Below are 17,257 nucleotides of genomic sequence, written 5' to 3' on the forward strand. Positions count from 1 at the left end.
GCGTCCGTTTTTACGGGTGCCGGGCGATCTTGTTGTGAAAGAATGTTTACCAATAGATAAAGAGAACCTTCAAGTTGAACTGGAGAACCAATGTGGAACTGAGATGGCAGAAAGGATCTAGAGAAGGGAAATTTGTTTATGAATTTCCTTCTTGATGGTAGGTGTTATGAGCTCTAAATACAAAGGTGATGTAGTGAAGGGGGCGGAATCAATCTGAAGAAGCGATAGCGTGCGCCTGAAAGCTTTCTGCATGAAAGCTGCTTCGAAAGCATACGCTGTCTCCGAATTTCTAACCCTTAAGAAGAGAGAATCTAGAAAATTTGGAGACAAAGCGATCGGAAGACGATCCGTACACGTAACGGTTACCTCGTATAATCTCAATACACTAAAGAAAAAGGTAATTCTAAAACAAAGATACTACGACTCGAAAGGTTTTCTGCCCGCGTAGTGCCTGAATGGATATCCATGAGTTCAACTTGGAGAGAGAGACAACCTAGGGAGGAACTACTGTATGAGTGAACTGAAATACAAATTGCTTGCATTGGATATGGATGGAACATTGCTTAATGATAATCATGAAATTACGCAGGAGACCGCCAAGTGGATTCAGATTGCTATTCGTCGGGGGGTACATGTGTGCCTATCCACGGGAAGAGCCGTATTCCACGCGATGCCTTATGCGGTGCAGCTTGGGCTGGAGACACCAATGGTTACCGTTAACGGCAGTGAGGTCTGGAAAGCTCCGCATGATCTGCATATGCGTCATCTGATGGACCCGGCATTGATTCGCAGAATGCAGGAGATCGGTGAGAAATATAACAGCTGGTACTGGGCATACTCCGTGGAAGAGCTGTTCAACCGTGATCGCTGGACGGACAATATTGAAGGTCTGGAATGGTTGAAATTCGGCTTCAATACCGAAGTGGATGAAGTTCGTCACCAGATTATGATGGAACTGCAACAAATGGGTGGTCTGCAAATGACGAATTCCTCACCCGTTAATATTGAGATCAACCCTGCAGGTATATCCAAAGCTAGTGGTGTAGCGGAAGTCTGCAAGCTGCTGGGCATCGAGATGTCCGAAGTTGTTGCTGTCGGAGACAGCTTGAACGATCTGGCTGTCATTGAGGCGGTAGGTTTGGGTGTAGCTATGGGTAATGCGCAAGAGCAGGTGAAGGAAGCGGCTGATCTGATTGTAGCGAGTAACAATGAAGACGGCATCGTCGAAGTGATTCGTGAACATATTTTGAAGGGGGAGTAACCTTTGCTCGCAACCGTTGCCTGGATTTTAATTGTGCTGCTGTTTGCAGTGGGGATGGCCGGAACGGTATATCCCATACTGCCTGGTGCTGTAGCGATTTTCTTCGCGTTTCTGGTCTACGGCTGGTTCTTCAGTTTTGATCCGTTCGGTGTGTGGTTCTGGATCATCCAGATTCTGATTGTGGTTGTGTTGTTTGTGGCTGATTATGTCGTCAGCGCATGGGGTGTGAAGAAGTTCGGTGGCTCCAAGTTATCGACCACGCTGAGTACCATTGGTGTTATCATTGGCCCATTTGTCATTCCGGCATTCGGACTGGTGTTGGGACCATTTATCGGTGCTTTTATTGGGGAATTGATCGGTGGGTCTTCACCTTCCAAAGCATCGAAAGTTGGATTTGGTTCCGTCGTGGGACTATTTACGAGTACTGTGATGAAAATTATTTTGCAAATCGTCATGATTGTTCTCTTTATTATCTGGGTGGTTAGATTCGCCTAAACGTTCAGGATTAGCTTCAACGGGATGCACGTCCGGTGTGGAGGAAAGAAGGGGAATTCGTTTGTCTAAGAAAGAAACATTCATTAGGGGTACGCTCATTCTGGCAGCCGCTGCGCTAATCGCGAGAGTACTCGGGTTGGTTCAACGGGTGCCGCTGGAGCATATCCTCGGAGATGTCGGTAACGCATCGTTCACCATCTCCAATACGGTATATTTAATGCTGTTAACTGTAGCAACGGCGGGCATACCGAGTACACTTAGCAAAATGGTATCGGAACGCTATGCACTCGGACGCGCGGGTGAAGCCCAACAGATTTACCGTGCAGCCCTGATCTTTGCGGCTGTCGCCGGGGTAGTCATGTCTGCTTTATTGTGGTTCGCTGCACCTTATTATGCCACGTATGTCTCCAAAGTACCGGCATCGGTCAGCGCCATTCGCGCCTTGGCTCCAGCCTTGCTGCTGTTCCCGGCCATTGCAATGATGCGTGGATATTTCCAGGGAAGAGGGAACATGACAGCGGGTGGTATTTCGCAGATTGTGGAACAGTTCGCCCGTGTAGGTACAGCTATTATCGTGGCTTATGTCATGCTGCAATGGAATTATGATGATCAAACGATTGCTGCGGGTGCCTCATTTGGTGGGGTATTAGGAAGTGTGGGTGCCTTTGGTGTCATGCTGTACTTCACCTTGAAGCTGCGTCGTAGCGACCGTGCGGCCCAATTGAATTACGAGCCTGCAAAGCAGCTACCGATGCGAGGTATCTACAGCGATATCTTCAAGCTGTCTATTCCCATTGTGCTGTCCTCACTTGCAGTTCCAGCCATTAACTTCATCGATTCATCCCTTGTGGTTCCGCTGCTCAGTGGCCAGATTGGACTCGAAGAAGCGACAGGCGTTCTTGCGATCTTGGGAGCTAAGGCCCAAAGTATTGCGGGTATCCCTCCGATTCTGGCGATCGCTTTAAGTCAATCGTTGGTGCCTGTTATCTCGGCAGCATTTGCCCGCAAGGATGAAGCGCATCTGAAGAGTCAGGTTACACTTGCGATGCGTATTTCGATTCTAACAGGTATGCCGATTGTCATTGCACTTTGTGCAGCAGCGTATTCGGTCAACGGATTGCTGTTTACCAATCTGGATGGAACGCCGATTATTGCCTTGCTGACATTCGGTACTATTTTCCAGATTACGATGATGACCACCAACTCCATTTTGCTTGGGGTAGGGAAACCGCGGATTACGATGATTAGTGTGGCAGCAGGTGTTGTAGTCAAACTGATCGCAAGTCTGATTCTGGCGCCGATCTTTGGCATTTACGGCATCATTATTGCAACGGCCCTTTGTTTCCTGGTGATCACGTACCTGAATCTGCGGGTCCTTCGCAAAATCGTTGATTTCTCCATTATGGGAGATCGTTGGAAAGGTTTTATCATTACAGTGTTGCTTGCAGCAGGTGTAGGATTTGCAACGAACTGGATTGGGAATACGATCTTTGGACTGTTCCTGCCAGCGCGTGTATCCTTCTTGCTTACCTGCCTTGTGGTTGGTGTGCTTGTTGTGGTGGTGTATCTGGTTCTCATGGTTGTGCTGCGTGTATTACGCAAGGACGAGCTGGGCAGTTACCCCCGTATTCTGCAAAAAATTCTCCGTCCACTTATGCGTCTTCAACGTGGAGCCGGGCAAAGAGGTTAAGAATACACGGAGCATCATTCAAGCTCCAATATGTTGTGAACATCGGATAAATGATAAAAGTTCATGGATAAAAGCTCTGTCTGCTGTTAAGCGGACAGGGCTTTTTGTATCGCGAAGGCGAGCTGCGTGACTGCGTTGAATATTAGCCCAGCAAGCGAGAATTAGCGGTACATTGGGAAATTCACATCATCCGGCTTTACCTGTTCCATATGATCTTCAGCATTAGTGTGTGATGGCTTTCGCATCATGAGCCAGTGCTGTTTTCAACATGCCATACCGATGTTCGTGACTCATCTCAAACAGCCATGGCCGGCGCGGTGCTGTTAGATAACCGAGACAATCCCGAGTCTGAAGCCAGTCTTGTCTGGTAATCGGTTCATAAGGCGTGTCGCCCCATACGGATAGCAGTTCCGGACTATATAATCGTTGCCCTTCTGGAAGCCATTCTTCATCAAGTAGCGCTTGCGCGTATAATGTATGATCACCTGCCTCTTCTTCACGATGGGTAAACAGGCCAGGCCAATATTCGGCCCGTGAACCACGATGGGGAACCGAACGTGCGAACGCCAACACTTGTGTGTGGACTTGCTCCACCCCAAACAACAGAGCATATAGGCCTTTGCCAAACATGATCCGCTCATCCAACTTGCCAAAATGTTCAATGACGCGTCCCGCGAGGCCTGCTCCCCGACCAAGAGGAAAGACGATATGATTAAGCCCCGCCAAATTATGCAGATGGAATGCAGGTTTGGAGAGTACTTCTTTTTGAAAATAAGGATGCTGCACGACCCGGCTCTCGATATAATTCTGCTCATTAATAATTAATGCCACACTAAGCAGTGAACTGCACCGTTCCAGCCAAAAGCGTTCCCAAAACGGCGTCATAAACGCAGATACGTGAAAGTGTGACAAGAGATGGAAACAGCTTCGTCCAATCCGGCGACTGTTCATATATAGCTGTAGCTGGGGATATGCATCCTGGAAAATGAGTGCATTGCATCGCTCCAGCAGCCGATACATATGCTCGCGATCGCTCTGATTCTGCAGATTATGCATTAAGTCACTCTGAAGATCTGTCATGTGATATCCGCCGTTGCGAGAGACCATATGGGCCAGCAGAGCCCAATGCAGTTCAGGGTATTGCTCATAACATTCCAGATAGGCTGACGTGCGGGTAACATTACTTCGGTTATGCTCCTGGGTCAGTGTCTTTATCTCTTCCAGAATGATGCAATCTTCTTCACAGACGAGTGCGCTTTGAACCTGGTCCGCGCGTGCAAAAGACTTGCTGCTGGCAGGTAACAGACGCTCTATCTCAGACTGTATGGCAGCTGCCGTATCGGTATCCCACTCGATGTCACGCAATGGGTGACGAAGCTGTGCTGAGGCTTGCCATGCAGCCTGTTTGCCACGCCAGATTTCCCGGGCAGCACCCGGAATGGAACGGACAATCTGCAAGAGGGATCCGTGATGCTGTTCGCTGGAAGAATCGGTTCTGGTGGAAGTCATGATGTGACATCCTTTCATGATGTTCTGGGTTTAAATTCACAGACCATGTGGTTTATTCTAAGTATGCGCTGATTATTTGACTTCCACTCGCCAATTTGCTTCACTTAGGATAAGACAAGGTACAGAAAGGGAGATGAACCGAATGGAACAGATTACTTCCAAACCGGCTTTTGATGTAGCCATCCAATCCCCACGTTTGACGATTGCCGTATTCAAGGCAGACTGGTGTGGTGACTGCAAATACATCGATCCGTTTATGCCTGAGGTTGAAGAGAAATATGCACGTGAACTGACATTGATTGAGGTCGACGTGGATCAGGTTGGGACGGTTAGTGAAGAGCAGAATATTCTTGGCATTCCGAGCTTTGTGGCGTATACAGATGGGCGCGAACTCGTACGGTACGTGAACAAGCTGCGCAAGTCGAGAGAAGAGATTGAGCAGTTCCTGGATCGCGCAGTTGAAGTGTACAATACGATCCATAAATAATGTTATATACGTTCAAATGATGAATATCTACACAAACACTCCGATGACAGAATAACCTTTTGATCGCTGTTATTGTGTAAATGTTTCATTGAACTTATATAAAAGTATGACAGGTTCATGCTGTAAAAGGGTATACTAGATGAAACGCCATTTCTCTTGAAATAGGGAAATGGCGTTTGTGTGTTCGACATGTTTTATGTTAGAAATTTGATGTACATATCCCCAGTGACCTATGGGTCATTATTTCATCAGACGTTAACATTTTGTCACAAAGCGCGGACGTCAATGAACATTTTATCCGGTATAATGAATTTAGTTGTGAAATAAGTGTCAAAGTATCGAAACAAGCGAAGGATATTCTTCGCCATCTTAAACCAACAGCGGGTGAGAAAAAATTGAAACACTTAACTTTATTTAAATGGTTAACCGTATTAACCTGTCTTGTCATGTTTCTGGCCACTTTTGGTGGAGGCATCGTAACCAAAACGGAATCGGGCCTTGGCTGCGGAACGGAATGGCCTTTATGTAACGGGAAACTCGTTCCGGCACATACTGTGGCTTCACTTATTGAATATTCCCATCGCGCTGTAAGCGCACTGGCTGGATTGTTGTCCATTGCCTCGTTTGTTGCTTTTCTGCTGTTTGGCAAGTCACGTCGTGACCTGCAATTGTTCTCTTTCTTAACCCTGGTATTTGTTATCGTGCAGGGGATCATGGGGGCTTTTGCCGTTGTCTTCTCCCAATCTTCAGCAGTCATGGCACTGCATTTCGGCTTTGCACTGATTGCTTTTGCCAGTTCCCTGATGATGGCGCTGGGCATAAGGCAGGAGGCAAAAGATGGCGGATTGGAGCGCCTGAATAAATACCCTCGGGTGAGCAAAAAATTCAGGAATCTGGTCTGGTTCTCCACCATTTACACATATCTCGTGGTATACACGGGTGCATTTGTGAGCCACACGAATTCTGCTGGCGGATGTTCCGGATTTCCGCTCTGTAACGGGCAGATTATCCCTGAGCTTTCAGGAGGGGTAGCGGTTGCTTTTGCTCACCGTGCAGCAGCAGCGTCGCTCGTTATTGTTATTGCAATTCTGGGTCATTTCGCTTACCGTAATCATCCGGACAACAAGGAAATGCGTACCCTTGGCGTGGTATCCGTTGTTCTCATCCTGATGCAAGTCGTGATTGGTATTTTCATGATGGTGACAATGAACCGTCCGGAAGTATACATGTTCGTAGCTCTCGCTCATATGCTGGATATCGCCATATTGTTCGGAGTTTTAACGTATATGAGTTTCCTGGTGTACAAGCTGCATCGACCGGTTAATCGGTTCTAGATACAGATACAGTTCTCTTGAAGGTACTCGGCCTAATATGAAAGTCCACCATCCAGTGATGTACATCTTTGGACAGGTGGACTTTGTTTGATGTCAGGGGGATCAGGGCAACCTATGGCAAGCAGCAATTACGGAATGGATGAAGTGTTACGGTGATGAAATGTTGATTCGGAAAAGAGGAGGTTAAATATGCTGCGAACGTTGTTGGGGGAAAAACCGCGTATAAACGAAGGTAAATTGAAGGAAGCGATGGACTCCATGGCGCATACACTTGAGCTCTTTCAGCGGCAAATGCATGTGGATCATGATCCCACGCATGACTATCGGAAACTGTATGTGTGGACTCAGGGACTCATCTCCTCACTGGATGAACTGGAGCAAAGCAGCTTCGCTGCAGCTCATTTTCGCAAAAAGGTCGTTGCAGGCTCAACGGACGACATGACGCCGACTGAAAAAGCTGAGTATGCCCGATATGTGTATTTCTACAAAGATGGCTTCATCCGCTGCTTTGCCATTTTGGATAAAGTCGGGACCGTATTGAATGAAATATTCCAGCTGAATACTTCAAATACAAAAGCGCATTTTTCTTATTTTACGGTGTTAAGGCAGTTCGATTTTGCGAGGGAGCATCATGATCTTGCATTGAAATTAATTCAGATCAAGGACTCATATCGGGAGCCGATGAGCAAGCTGCGCAAACGACGTAATATGGAAATTCACTACATGAACTCGGAAATGCACGATGACTTGTGGCAGTTACACCAGACCTTGCAAGGTAAGGTGAAGCTGGAGGATCTGAATCAGCATGTGCAGGAAATGCGTCAGGGCGTGGATATGGTCTGTGAAACGTTAACAGCCTCTTATCGTTATATCAATAAAATATGGCAAAGAAATAATTCCCTTTGACAAATCGGAATACTTGGAATATACTGAGTTTCAATTAGAGTGTTGCAATGACAAAGAATGAACAGATCATCTCAAAATTTACATTCACATTATAAAGCATGAACTACATGAACTTATAAAATCCTACAATAACATATTTCTTATCGAGAGCGGCGGAGGGACAGGCCCGATGAAGCCCGGCAACCGATTTGTAATGACATGATACATGTATCATTCGTTATAGATGTTAGGTGCTAATTCCTACAAAATGGTGCAAGGCACGATTTTGGCAGATGAGAAGGTATATTCTTTCACGTGAAGAGCCCTCTTTGTTTCTGCAAAGGGCTCTTTTTTGTACTTTAAGGGGAGTTTTCCTTTAGATCGGGTAAAGATACATGTAGGTGGTTGGAAAGGGGCAAGTGCGATTGATTGAATTAAAAGGATTAACCAAAACGTACGGCAAAGGAAAAAAGTCTACAACAGCGTTATCCGAGCTGAATTTGAACATCCAAAAGGGTGAAATCTACGGCGTTATTGGCCATTCCGGAGCGGGTAAAAGTACACTGATTCGCTGTATTAATTTGCTGGAGCGGCCTACGGAGGGTGAAGTATGGGTTGACGGGATCAATCTGACTGAACTGAGCAAAACCGAATTGCAGCAACAGAGACGCAAAATCGGGATGATTTTTCAACACTTCAATCTGTTATCCTCTGCAACGGTATATGATAATGTGGCTTTTCCACTAAAGCTTGTGAATACACCCAAGGATGCCATTGATCGCAAAGTGAAGGAAATGCTCAATCTCGTTGGTCTGGAGAACCATAGCAACAAATATCCAGCTCAATTATCAGGTGGACAGAAACAACGTGTGGGGATTGCGAGAGCACTTGCGAGTGATCCGAATGTACTTCTCTGTGATGAGGCTACTTCAGCGCTTGATCCGCAGACGACAAATTCAATTCTGAAGTTATTGCTCGACATTAACGAAAAGTACAACCTTACCATTGTGCTGATTACTCATGAGATGCATGTCATTCAAAACATCTGTGATAAGGTGGCTGTCATTCATCAAGGTGGCATTGTGGAACAGGGACCTGTAACCGAGGTGTTCCTGAAGCCGCAACATGCGATTACGCGGGACTTCATGATGCGTGACCATGAAGCTGGACTGGCTCTGGAAGAGACCGCTCTGGCGAATGCAGGCATTGAATTGCAGGCAGGTGTTGCTTCGAAACTTGTGAAGATATCCTTTCTGGGGAACAAAACATATGAAGCGATTTTGTCCAGAACGGTTCGTAAGACGGGTGTGGATTTTGCCATCCTGCAAGGAACGATCTCTACGATCAAACAGGTTCCTTATGGACAACTGACCGTTCGGTTCGAAGGTGATTCCAATGCGATTGATCGGACGATATCCGAATTGACCGCTGAGGGACTTGATGTGGAGGTGCTTCGTTAGATGGATTTTTCAACAGTTCGTTGGGAAGAGGTTGGTAAAGCTTCCATAGAGACACTGCAAATTTTGGGTGTATCAGGCCTATTCACCGTTATCTTTGGTTTACCACTCGGAGTTCTGCTGTTTATGACAGCCCGATCTGCTTCGATCAAGTCACGGACGGTGTACATTATATTGTCCTTGATTGTAAATATTTTGCGATCAGTTCCATTTATCATATTGATTGTTGCTCTTATTCCATTCACTCGTATACTTGTCGGTACAGCTACGGGGGTTCTTGGTGTTATACCTCCTTTGGTTATTTCAGCAGCTCCTTATTTTGCTCGATTGGTGGAGACAACGTTGCGAGAAGTTGACCGTGGTGTAATTGAAGCGGCGCAGTCAATGGGGGCATCGACCGGACAGATTGTAAGACGGGTGTTGCTGCCTGAGGCGTTACCTGGTCTGGTTGCTGGGATAACCATTACCATCGTTACGCTTGTCTCCTATACGGCGATGGCGGGCATGGTTGGTGGTGGTGGACTGGGAACGCTGGCAATCAACTACGGATATTTCCGTTATCAAAATGAAATCATGATCATATCCGTAGTGTCGATGATTATTCTCGTGCAAATTCTCCAGATGGCTGGAGATCGGTTAGTTACATTTTTCACCAGGAAATAACACATAGATAACATGTTGGCTGTGCAGTCATTCAAACGCCACATGAAAAAATGATTAGAGAAGGGGTTTTACACATGAAAAAATGGTCATTCGCTCTACTTAGTCTTATGTTGATTGCTGTTCTCGCAGCTTGCGGGAACAACAAGGATGCTGATAGCGGTGCAGACAATTCAGCAGGTGCACCACGCACGGTTGAATTGAAAGTGGGAGCTTCACCTACGCCACACGCAGAGATTCTGGAAAGCATCAAACCTGAACTGGAAGCACAAGGCATTCGTCTGCAAGTCGTTACGTTCAATGATTATGTACAACCCAACCAGCAACTTGCTGATAAAAAATTGGATGCAAACTTCTTCCAGCACCAGCCTTACTTGGACACAGAGAATAAAGAACGTGGTTTCAACCTCGTTGCTGTAACACCTGTTCATGTTGAACCTTTTGGCGGATACTCTAAAAAGATTAAATCTTTGGATGAATTGGCTGATGGCGCAAAAGTAGCCATTCCAAATGACCCATCCAATGGTGGACGTGCACTGTTGTTGCTCGCGAAGGAAGGCATTATTACGCTGAAAGACAATACAAATATCACATCTACGATTCAGGATATCACAGCCAATCCGAAGAACCTGGATATCATCGAGCTGGATGCAGCCATGATGCCTCGTCAATTGGATGAAGCGGATCTGGTATTCATTAACGCCAACTATGCGCTTGAAGCGAACCTGAATCCGGCAAATGATGCCTTGCTGATCGAAGATCTGCAAGGTAACCCGTACGCGAACATTCTCGTTTCTCGTGAGGACAACAAGGATTCAGATGCAATTCAGAAACTGGCTGCTGCCCTGCACTCCGAAGAAGTGAAAACCTTCATCAAAGAGCGTTATAAAGGTGCAGTTGAACCTGCAACTGAATAATTTAACGATATGTATGAGTTGAATGTATGAGTTGACGTGAGCTGATAAGAAGAGGATGTCCCATAAGTCATGAATATGACGGAAGGACATCCTCTTTTTGCGTTATTAGCGCTTGTAGCGAGGTGCAATTTTTGAACAGCCACTCCCCAAGTCTGTGCTGAAGCATGGATCAACATAAGTCACAACATAGGTCAAAGTTTCTCTGATGTATCAGCATTGGAGTGATGTCCAGATTGGCGGTAGTAGGATAATTCATTCTGATCAGCATGCTGCTGTTCATCTGCTTCTTGCAGGTACGTCCGCTCGGAGGGAGAGAGTTTTTCTTCATCTCCGTATGAACTTTTGATTTTGTATCTGATCCAGCCGACTAGTCCAAGAACGACAACCAAGATTAAGGCCCATCCTTTTTTGAGCAAAAGAAGAGCGCTAAATTTTTGGGAAGCCGTATACCCGATTCCGCCCATCAGAAGGCTGTTGAGCCCTATGGTCGAAGTTTTGTCAGTCGATGCATTATATTCCTCGTAGGTATGTCCTGCATTGATGTGAAGTTGATTAAGGACGGTTTCCTCGAATGCCTGGCGGCTCTGTTGAAAGTTGGCCGTATCGATAACCAGAATGGCTGTGATGTACCCTTCGCGTGTCAGGAGTTTTACATTGTAATTCACCATGGCTTGCTGATCAGCATTCTTGAAACCTAGGGAGTAGACCAACTGATGTTTGGTCTTATCGTATGCCGGTTCGATTTCCCAACCTGTTATGTACGTTCTGTATTCGGGATCGAGCTCTCTGTTCTCTTCTTCTGTGCCTCGGATATAACTGCTTAACAGTTCTTCGCCATTCAAATTTTGATCATCATCATGAATATGACCTGTCTTCACGTATTCAAATACAACATACCACGAGCCGTATTCACTATTGCTGGTTAGGCTTCCGATTTCATTCCCGTTAGGCTTTCCACCGCTGTTAAGTATTGAGCGTTGGGTATTGGCCTTATCCAGAAAGGAATGACTTTCAGGGACTTTCAGTGTGGCTTTGCCATCGAGCGTTACAGATGCAGGGCCAATAATCCAATCATACTCATCGGGTGATTGATACGTCTCACTTTCTGCTGATACCTGTAAGGCACTAGAGACTGTGAATACACTCACCATTAAAAGTGTAAGAAATGATATCCATCGTTTGTTCTTCATATTCAAGTAGAGGTCCTTTCGGGTTATATCCTCGACAGTACCATAGGTATTCGATTCCGATCAAGATATATTTGGAATTAAAGGTGGATAATCCCTTGTAGATAAGCGAGTTGTAGGAGGACGATAAATCTTTTATACTGGATAGTGACTGCTCTTTGAAGAGGGGGATGAACGTGAAGGGAAAGATTGCCCTCATAACGGGAAGTGCCAAAGGTCTTGGTAAAATGACGGCCCTCAGTCTGGCAGATCAGGGGTGTCATATTGCCCTCAACTATGTACACAGCAGAGCAGAAGCTGAGGCTTTAAGGGCTCAGATTACAGCCAAGGGTGTGCGGTGCATTGCTATCCAGGCGGATATATCGAAGGTAGAAGATATCTCTTCATTGGTTGAACAGGTGGAGGACAACCTGGGCAGCATTGATATTTTGGTGAATAACGCGGGTCCATTTGTCCGTGAACGACGATTATTTGCGGATTATTCTGAAGCCGAGGTCCAGATGCTCGTGCAGGGAAATCTGCTAGGACCGATGTTGCTGGATCAGCGTGTATTGCCAGAGATGAGACGCAAGCAATGGGGACGTATTATCCATTTTGGCTTCAGTCATGCTGGAGAAGCGAGATCTTGGCCACATCGCGCCGTATATGCGGCTGCCAAGGTAGGTCTGGTCTCTTTTACAAAGACACTCGCTGTTGAGGAAGCTCCTTATGGAATTACGGTCAACATGGTATGCCCGGGAGATATTCGTGGTGCCAACAAAGAGAAAACGATTGATGAAATGGCGGGCATCACCGACGAGGAAACGCCAAGAGGACGTCCTGGCAGCGGTGAAGATATCTCACGAGTGATTACGTATCTATGCCTTGATCATTCCGATTTTATAACAGGTAACATTATGGATGTATCTGGAGGGCTTGATCCGATTCGTCCGATCATACAGCGTGAGGATACTTAAGGTGAGTTATAGGACTGGACGTTGAAGACGTTGATGCTGGTCTAGGGACAGATGAAATGGACAGGCTGAATATGCGCACAAAAAAAGAGCCCTCCGCTTCATGCGAAGCGAAAGGCTCTTGAGGTTTATTTCGTGAAGGATTGATTAGAATACTTGTACGACTTCTTGTACACCCTCAACTTCTTCGAGAAGGGCACGTTCAATCCCGGCTTTTAAGGTAATGGTGGAGCTTGGGCAACTGCCGCAGGCACCGACCAGTTTCAGCTTAATGATGCCGTCTTCCACGTCAACCAGTTCCACGTCACCGCCATCGCGTTGCAGGAACGGACGAAGCTTGTCAAGAACATCAGATACCTCATCATACATGGTGTCTTGTGCGTTTTCGCTCATATTTTTCAACTCCTTTCCTTATTATATTATATTACAAATGGCCATAAATTAAAATGGTCAAACAAAGCAGGTGAACCTACATGAGACCGATTATTGAATTTTGTGCCAACAATATGCATTTTGGCACAGATGAAGTCATGGATCAACTGGAAGAAAATCCAGACTATGACGTGATTGAATACGGCTGCCTTACCAACTGTGGCCAATGTTCTATGACTCCATTTGCACTGGTGAATGGTGAAGTAGTCATCACGGACAAAGTGGAAGATCTATATAACGCCATTCTGGCCAAAATTGCCGAAGCCGATGTCTGGGATGAGCTCGATCTCGACTAACCGAGATGGCGCTTGGACATCCAGAGCACACCACTTTTCAAAATACGAGGTACACGTCCCATCATGGACGTTTTGCCCATTAGCCCAAACCCGGACTTCTTGCCGAGTGCACCCAGTGTGCCACGAAGCTTGAGTGGATGTGGATTGGGCTTTTCGCCTTTCCAGAGGGCATGCTGAATATGGGCGATCTGCTCACCCTGTACTTCCGCAGCTTGACCGCTAGGTGCATAAGGTACACTGGCACAGTCACCAACCACATATACATCGGTATATTCCGGGATTTGGTAGTATTCATTCAGGACGACACGACCTTGAGGGTCTTTGGTCACGTCCAGATCCTGTACCACTTTTACAGGCTGAATGCCTGCCGTCCAGACGACAGCATCCGTTAGAATCTGTTCATCCCGGTTATAGATGGCATTGGGCTCAACACGCGAAATGGCGATATGTCCACGTGTCTCTACCTGATGTTCGTTAAACCATTCATGTACATACACGGACAGACGTTGCGGGAAAGCGGATAATACACGTTCACCACGATCCAGAATGCTGATGTTCAGATCCGGTCTGCTCTCACGAAGTTCGGCTGCCATCTCGACACCACTTAATCCACCGCCTACAATGTGCACATTGCCATAGGCTTTGACTTCATTAAGTCGCAGGTAAGTCTCGCGTGTTTTGCTAAAGCTCTGAATGGTACAGCTGTAGTCTTCAGCGCCTGGTGTGTTGTGAAAACGGTCTGTACAACCCAGTCCAATAACAAGTTTATCGTATTCAAGCGGGTCTTGGCCTTCAAATTCAATCTGACGCTGTTCCAAGTCAATTGAAGTAACTTCTCCATAACGGTAAGTGACTTTATCGTTCACTGGAAATTGGATACGCAGGTCATAATCGGATACGGTTCCTGCTGCGAGTGCGTAATATTCGGTCTTTAATCCCTGAAAGGGGCTGCGGTCCACCAAAATAATCTGTGTATCGGATGGAATCTTACCTTCCAGAAGTTCCTTGATGATGGTGAGGCCGCCATAACCGCCTCCAAGAATGACAAAATTTTTCATGACTCGGCTTCCTTTCTGCATCAGTCCCACTGAAATGGGGCTGTAAACTGTGGAGCAGCTATGCAAAAAACATAGCTGCTCCTTTTGTTAGGATTTGATTAGTTGAAAAGTAGGCATTGAAAATTAAAAATATTATTCAGCAGTTTGCACCACTCGAATTCAAACGTCTCCCTATCATGAAAGCTGCGTTCTGGAGTGGTGCGGGTACAATATTGATTGTATTTTGTATTTATATCTTATTCGTACACTTGAATTTCATTGTAGAACGTATCACGTTCTACCGGAATACGTCCTGCACCCTTAATGAGCCATATAAGCTCTTTACGTGTAAGGCCTTCAGGTGTGAGTGCACCTGCCGCATGACTAATCCGTTCCCGAACGATCGTACCGTGTGCATCCGAAGCACCGAAACCAAGAGCGACTTGAGTCAGCTGTGGGCCGATGTTAATGAAGTATGCTTTGATATGATCGATGTTATCCAGCATCAGACGGCTAATCGCAATTGTTTTGAGATCCTCATAAGCCGAGTTACGACGCATAATGCTCGCGTTTTTACTTTTTGGCTGCATGGAAAGAGGGATAAAGACCATAAATCCGTTGGTCTCGTCTTGCAATTCACGAATCTGCACCATATGGTTAACGCGATCCTCATAGGATTCGATCGATCCATACAACATCGTCGTATGTGTACGCATGCCGAGCTCATGAGCTGTGCGGTGCACCTCAAGATAACGGTCCACGTTGGCTTTGTCCACACGCATTTTTTTGCGATATTCATCGGACAGAATCTCAGCTCCGCCACCAGTCAATGTTTTCAGACCTGCTTTTTGCAGCTCTTGCAGAACTTCTCTGATGCTGAGTCCGCTAATCCGGGTGAAGAAATCAATCTCGGCTGCCGTGTAAGCTTTCAGTGTAACATCCGGATATTTCTCGTTTAAAGCGCGCAGGGAATCGACATAATATTGAAAAGGAACATGGTTGTTATGTCCGCCTACGATATGGAACTCACGTACGCCCGGATGAATATGCTGTTCCACATAATCGATCATTTCCTGACCGGATAATGTATAAGAGCCTTCTTCACCCTGGTCTTTGCGGAAATTACAAAAAGCGCAGTGGGCTTCGCATACGTTCGTAAAGTAAAGACTCATGTTCTCGATGAAATATACTTTCTTGCCATTCTTCCGCAGGTTGGCCTCATTGGCCAGCTGGCCCAAAGTCAGCAGATCATCTGTTTCATACAGATATACGCCGTCTTCTACGCTCAGCCTTACGCCGTTCTGCACTTTCTCGACGATTTCAGCCATTCTTTTGTCTGTGAACGGTGTTACCAATGTAGACATATTGTTTCCTCCTGTTCTTAACCGGATTTGAGTCGTGTGTAGGATCTGCATACAGAACTACATAGAAAAGATGCGGTCAACTGCCGCCTTCTTAGTTGGACTAACTCTTATTTACCCGGTGCAGCGTGTGCTGCATATGAAAGCTAAATTTTTTCAAAAAATGGAGTCTGTTGACTCATATATGCATTGGGGACTGCGTTGCAGTCTCGAAATGTGAAAAAAATTACAACTCCAATTATGACCATCGTCTGAATAAGTCATGACAAAATAACGACATTTCAGTGCGACCACCTATTCATTATAAACCTCGTGTCCCGGGGGTTCAATACACTGGGAAGAAAAAGGAGTACAGGGGGAACGCGGAAAGAGGCAAACATGACTTGAGACCCTTGACGGGGTGGAGTATAATTTAAAGAAGAGTTAATGAAAAGGAGAGTGACCTGGCATGATTAACATCAGCGAAACGGCTGCTGACAGATTGAAAGAGATGCTTGCACAGCAAGAGACACCTGGTATGTTCCTGCGTCTTGGCGTAGCACCGGGCGGTTGCACCGGATTTTCGTACGCCATGGGCTTTGATGATAAAGAGTCCGATGAGGACCTGTATATGGATATTCAGAACATGAAGGTTGTAGTCGAGAAGGAAAACCTGAAATATCTGAATGGACTTGAAATTGATTTTGAAGAATCCGGTATGACGGGCGGGTTCACCATTCATAATCCGAACGCGGTAGCTACGTGTGGCTGCGGATCTTCTTTCCGTACGAAGGAAGATGCAGGTGTGCCGGATAAGGATTGTTAATATAAAATTGATTGCAATGATAAGGCACAGTTCCAGCGAAGGACATTCGCTTGGGATTGTGTTTTTTTTTTTTGACATTATGGTAGGGGGAGCTGCGTTCTCTAATTTACCGATTCCAAGATATAGAGGGTATAAAATCATGTATCTTCAGTATTGACATTTTGTTCCAATAGAAAGTATATTATTTGTGCAAACGTTTGCAATAACAAAGGCACAGTATTCCTGCTAAAAAAGCGGTTGTACAGTTCAGGTAACCTAATAAAATCTCTAGAATATCCCCTTTTGTACAAACGTTTGCACGAAATCCACTAAATTTAAACAGCACAGAAGAACACGAAACAACAGGGTAGAGGGAAGGAGATGAGTTGTAGAGATACGAATTAAAAAGTGTCTTGATTCCAGAACATGCTAAAACGTTAAATGGGTTAGAGAGCTTAGGCAAATAACGAAAATTCTTGTTTCCCATAGGGGAGCAAATAAGGGAGGAAGAA

The 17,257-nt window shown here is 45.9% G+C and carries 17 protein-coding genes and 1 riboswitch; of the genes, 12 read left to right on the forward strand and 5 right to left on the reverse strand.

Features of this window, described 5'->3' with window-relative positions; translation table 11 throughout:
- The first annotated feature begins 511 nt into the window (after positions 1-511).
- The 3 genes from ACX9NY_RS29050 to ACX9NY_RS29060 all read left to right on the forward strand — a co-directional run bounded on the left by ACX9NY_RS29050 (position 512) and on the right by ACX9NY_RS29060 (position 3,446).
- Positions 512-1,261 carry a Cof-type HAD-IIB family hydrolase gene (locus ACX9NY_RS29050; protein WP_339237542.1) on the forward strand — a complete coding sequence of 250 codons (750 nt, stop codon included), beginning with the start codon at positions 512-514 and terminating at the stop codon, positions 1,259-1,261.
- A 54-nt stretch (positions 1,262-1,315) separates the two neighbouring features.
- Complete coding sequence (locus tag ACX9NY_RS29055; RefSeq protein WP_047841365.1) at positions 1,316-1,756, forward strand: DUF456 domain-containing protein; 441 nt, start codon at positions 1,316-1,318, stop codon at positions 1,754-1,756.
- Positions 1,757-1,817: 61 nt separating this feature from the next.
- The gene (locus tag ACX9NY_RS29060) at positions 1,818-3,446 is read left to right on the forward strand and encodes a putative polysaccharide biosynthesis protein (protein WP_339305765.1); all 1,629 of its coding nucleotides are present in this window, start codon (positions 1,818-1,820) and stop codon (positions 3,444-3,446) included.
- Between the two features lie 222 nt (positions 3,447-3,668).
- On the opposite strand, the gene ACX9NY_RS29065 is transcribed toward ACX9NY_RS29060, so the two are convergent.
- Positions 3,669-4,955: a DUF2515 family protein gene (locus ACX9NY_RS29065; RefSeq protein WP_472476458.1), complete on the reverse strand. Its 1,287-nt coding sequence runs from the start codon at positions 4,953-4,955 to the stop codon at positions 3,669-3,671.
- A gap of 142 nt (positions 4,956-5,097) precedes the next feature.
- Between ACX9NY_RS29065 and ACX9NY_RS29070 the strand changes: the two genes are divergently transcribed.
- The 6 genes from ACX9NY_RS29070 to ACX9NY_RS29095 all read left to right on the forward strand — a co-directional run bounded on the left by ACX9NY_RS29070 (position 5,098) and on the right by ACX9NY_RS29095 (position 10,695).
- Positions 5,098-5,442: a thioredoxin family protein gene (locus ACX9NY_RS29070; protein ID WP_017692403.1), complete on the forward strand. Its 345-nt coding sequence runs from the start codon at positions 5,098-5,100 to the stop codon at positions 5,440-5,442.
- 395 nt (positions 5,443-5,837) lie between these two features.
- Positions 5,838-6,776 (forward strand): COX15/CtaA family protein, encoded by a 939-nt coding sequence (locus tag ACX9NY_RS29075; protein WP_339237535.1) that lies wholly within the window; start codon positions 5,838-5,840, stop codon positions 6,774-6,776.
- A gap of 189 nt (positions 6,777-6,965) precedes the next feature.
- Positions 6,966-7,682 (forward strand): Cthe_2314 family HEPN domain-containing protein, encoded by a 717-nt coding sequence (locus tag ACX9NY_RS29080; protein ID WP_339237532.1) that lies wholly within the window; start codon positions 6,966-6,968, stop codon positions 7,680-7,682.
- Positions 7,683-7,819: 137 nt separating this feature from the next.
- A riboswitch (SAM riboswitch) is annotated at positions 7,820-7,961 on the forward strand.
- Positions 7,962-8,086: 125 nt separating this feature from the next.
- Positions 8,087-9,121 (forward strand): methionine ABC transporter ATP-binding protein, encoded by a 1,035-nt coding sequence (locus ACX9NY_RS29085; protein ID WP_339237530.1) that lies wholly within the window; start codon positions 8,087-8,089, stop codon positions 9,119-9,121.
- Entirely contained in the window at positions 9,122-9,781 is a 660-nt protein-coding gene (locus ACX9NY_RS29090) for a methionine ABC transporter permease (protein WP_339237529.1), read from the forward strand.
- 74 nt (positions 9,782-9,855) lie between these two features.
- A complete protein-coding gene (locus tag ACX9NY_RS29095; protein WP_253440683.1) occupies positions 9,856-10,695 on the forward strand; it encodes a MetQ/NlpA family ABC transporter substrate-binding protein in 840 nt (279 codons plus the stop codon).
- Between the two features lie 191 nt (positions 10,696-10,886).
- Here ACX9NY_RS29095 and ACX9NY_RS29100 read toward each other — a convergent pair whose 3' ends face one another.
- On the reverse strand, positions 10,887-11,885 hold the full coding sequence (locus ACX9NY_RS29100; RefSeq protein ID WP_472476462.1) for a DUF2167 domain-containing protein: 999 nt from the start codon (positions 11,883-11,885) through the stop codon (positions 10,887-10,889).
- A 173-nt stretch (positions 11,886-12,058) separates the two neighbouring features.
- On the opposite strand from ACX9NY_RS29100, the gene ACX9NY_RS29105 reads away from it, so the two are divergent.
- Positions 12,059-12,838 carry an SDR family oxidoreductase gene (locus ACX9NY_RS29105; protein ID WP_472476464.1) on the forward strand — a complete coding sequence of 260 codons (780 nt, stop codon included), beginning with the start codon at positions 12,059-12,061 and terminating at the stop codon, positions 12,836-12,838.
- Between the two features lie 144 nt (positions 12,839-12,982).
- Here the strand turns inward: ACX9NY_RS29105 and ACX9NY_RS29110 are convergent, their stop codons facing one another.
- Positions 12,983-13,228 carry a NifU family protein gene (locus tag ACX9NY_RS29110; RefSeq protein WP_062837977.1) on the reverse strand — a complete coding sequence of 82 codons (246 nt, stop codon included), beginning with the start codon at positions 13,226-13,228 and terminating at the stop codon, positions 12,983-12,985.
- Between the two features lie 80 nt (positions 13,229-13,308).
- Between ACX9NY_RS29110 and ACX9NY_RS29115 the strand changes: the two genes are divergently transcribed.
- On the forward strand, positions 13,309-13,563 hold the full coding sequence (locus ACX9NY_RS29115; protein ID WP_036605750.1) for a YuzB family protein: 255 nt from the start codon (positions 13,309-13,311) through the stop codon (positions 13,561-13,563).
- Here the strand turns inward: ACX9NY_RS29115 and ACX9NY_RS29120 are convergent.
- On the reverse strand, positions 13,560-14,621 hold the full coding sequence (locus ACX9NY_RS29120; RefSeq protein ID WP_253440680.1) for an NAD(P)/FAD-dependent oxidoreductase: 1,062 nt from the start codon (positions 14,619-14,621) through the stop codon (positions 13,560-13,562). The genes ACX9NY_RS29115 and ACX9NY_RS29120 overlap by 4 nt on opposite strands.
- A 236-nt stretch (positions 14,622-14,857) precedes the next feature.
- Complete coding sequence (mqnE, locus tag ACX9NY_RS29125) at positions 14,858-15,964, reverse strand: aminofutalosine synthase MqnE (RefSeq protein ID WP_091020813.1); 1,107 nt, start codon at positions 15,962-15,964, stop codon at positions 14,858-14,860.
- Between the two features lie 445 nt (positions 15,965-16,409).
- Between mqnE and ACX9NY_RS29130 the strand changes: the two genes are divergently transcribed.
- Positions 16,410-16,766 (forward strand): HesB/IscA family protein, encoded by a 357-nt coding sequence (locus ACX9NY_RS29130; protein WP_062837974.1) that lies wholly within the window; start codon positions 16,410-16,412, stop codon positions 16,764-16,766.
- The last annotated feature ends 491 nt before the right edge of the window (positions 16,767-17,257 follow it).

The organism is Paenibacillus sp. CB74, from assembly GCF_055687625.1.

Excerpts from the sequence above, each read along its gene's own strand:
- ACX9NY_RS29050 (WP_339237542.1), top strand. The coding sequence starts at position 512 with ATGAGTGAACTGAAATACAAATTGCTTGCATTGGATATGGATGGAACA.
- ACX9NY_RS29055 (WP_047841365.1), top strand. The coding sequence starts at position 1,316 with ATGGCCGGAACGGTATATCCCATACTGCCTGGTGCTGTAGCGATTTTC.
- ACX9NY_RS29065 (WP_472476458.1), bottom strand. The coding sequence starts at position 4,955 with ATGACTTCCACCAGAACCGATTCTTCCAGCGAACAGCATCACGGATCC.
- ACX9NY_RS29070 (WP_017692403.1), top strand. The coding sequence starts at position 5,098 with ATGGAACAGATTACTTCCAAACCGGCTTTTGATGTAGCCATCCAATCC.
- ACX9NY_RS29080 (WP_339237532.1), top strand. The coding sequence starts at position 6,966 with ATGCTGCGAACGTTGTTGGGGGAAAAACCGCGTATAAACGAAGGTAAA.
- ACX9NY_RS29090 (WP_339237529.1), top strand. The coding sequence starts at position 9,122 with ATGGATTTTTCAACAGTTCGTTGGGAAGAGGTTGGTAAAGCTTCCATA.
- ACX9NY_RS29095 (WP_253440683.1), top strand. The coding sequence starts at position 9,856 with ATGAAAAAATGGTCATTCGCTCTACTTAGTCTTATGTTGATTGCTGTT.
- ACX9NY_RS29100 (WP_472476462.1), bottom strand. The coding sequence starts at position 11,885 with ATGAAGAACAAACGATGGATATCATTTCTTACACTTTTAATGGTGAGT.
- ACX9NY_RS29110 (WP_062837977.1), bottom strand. The coding sequence starts at position 13,228 with ATGAGCGAAAACGCACAAGACACCATGTATGATGAGGTATCTGATGTT.
- ACX9NY_RS29115 (WP_036605750.1), top strand. The coding sequence starts at position 13,309 with ATGAGACCGATTATTGAATTTTGTGCCAACAATATGCATTTTGGCACA.
- ACX9NY_RS29120 (WP_253440680.1), bottom strand. The coding sequence starts at position 14,621 with ATGAAAAATTTTGTCATTCTTGGAGGCGGTTATGGCGGCCTCACCATC.
- mqnE (WP_091020813.1), bottom strand. The coding sequence starts at position 15,964 with ATGTCTACATTGGTAACACCGTTCACAGACAAAAGAATGGCTGAAATC.
- ACX9NY_RS29130 (WP_062837974.1), top strand. The coding sequence starts at position 16,410 with ATGATTAACATCAGCGAAACGGCTGCTGACAGATTGAAAGAGATGCTT.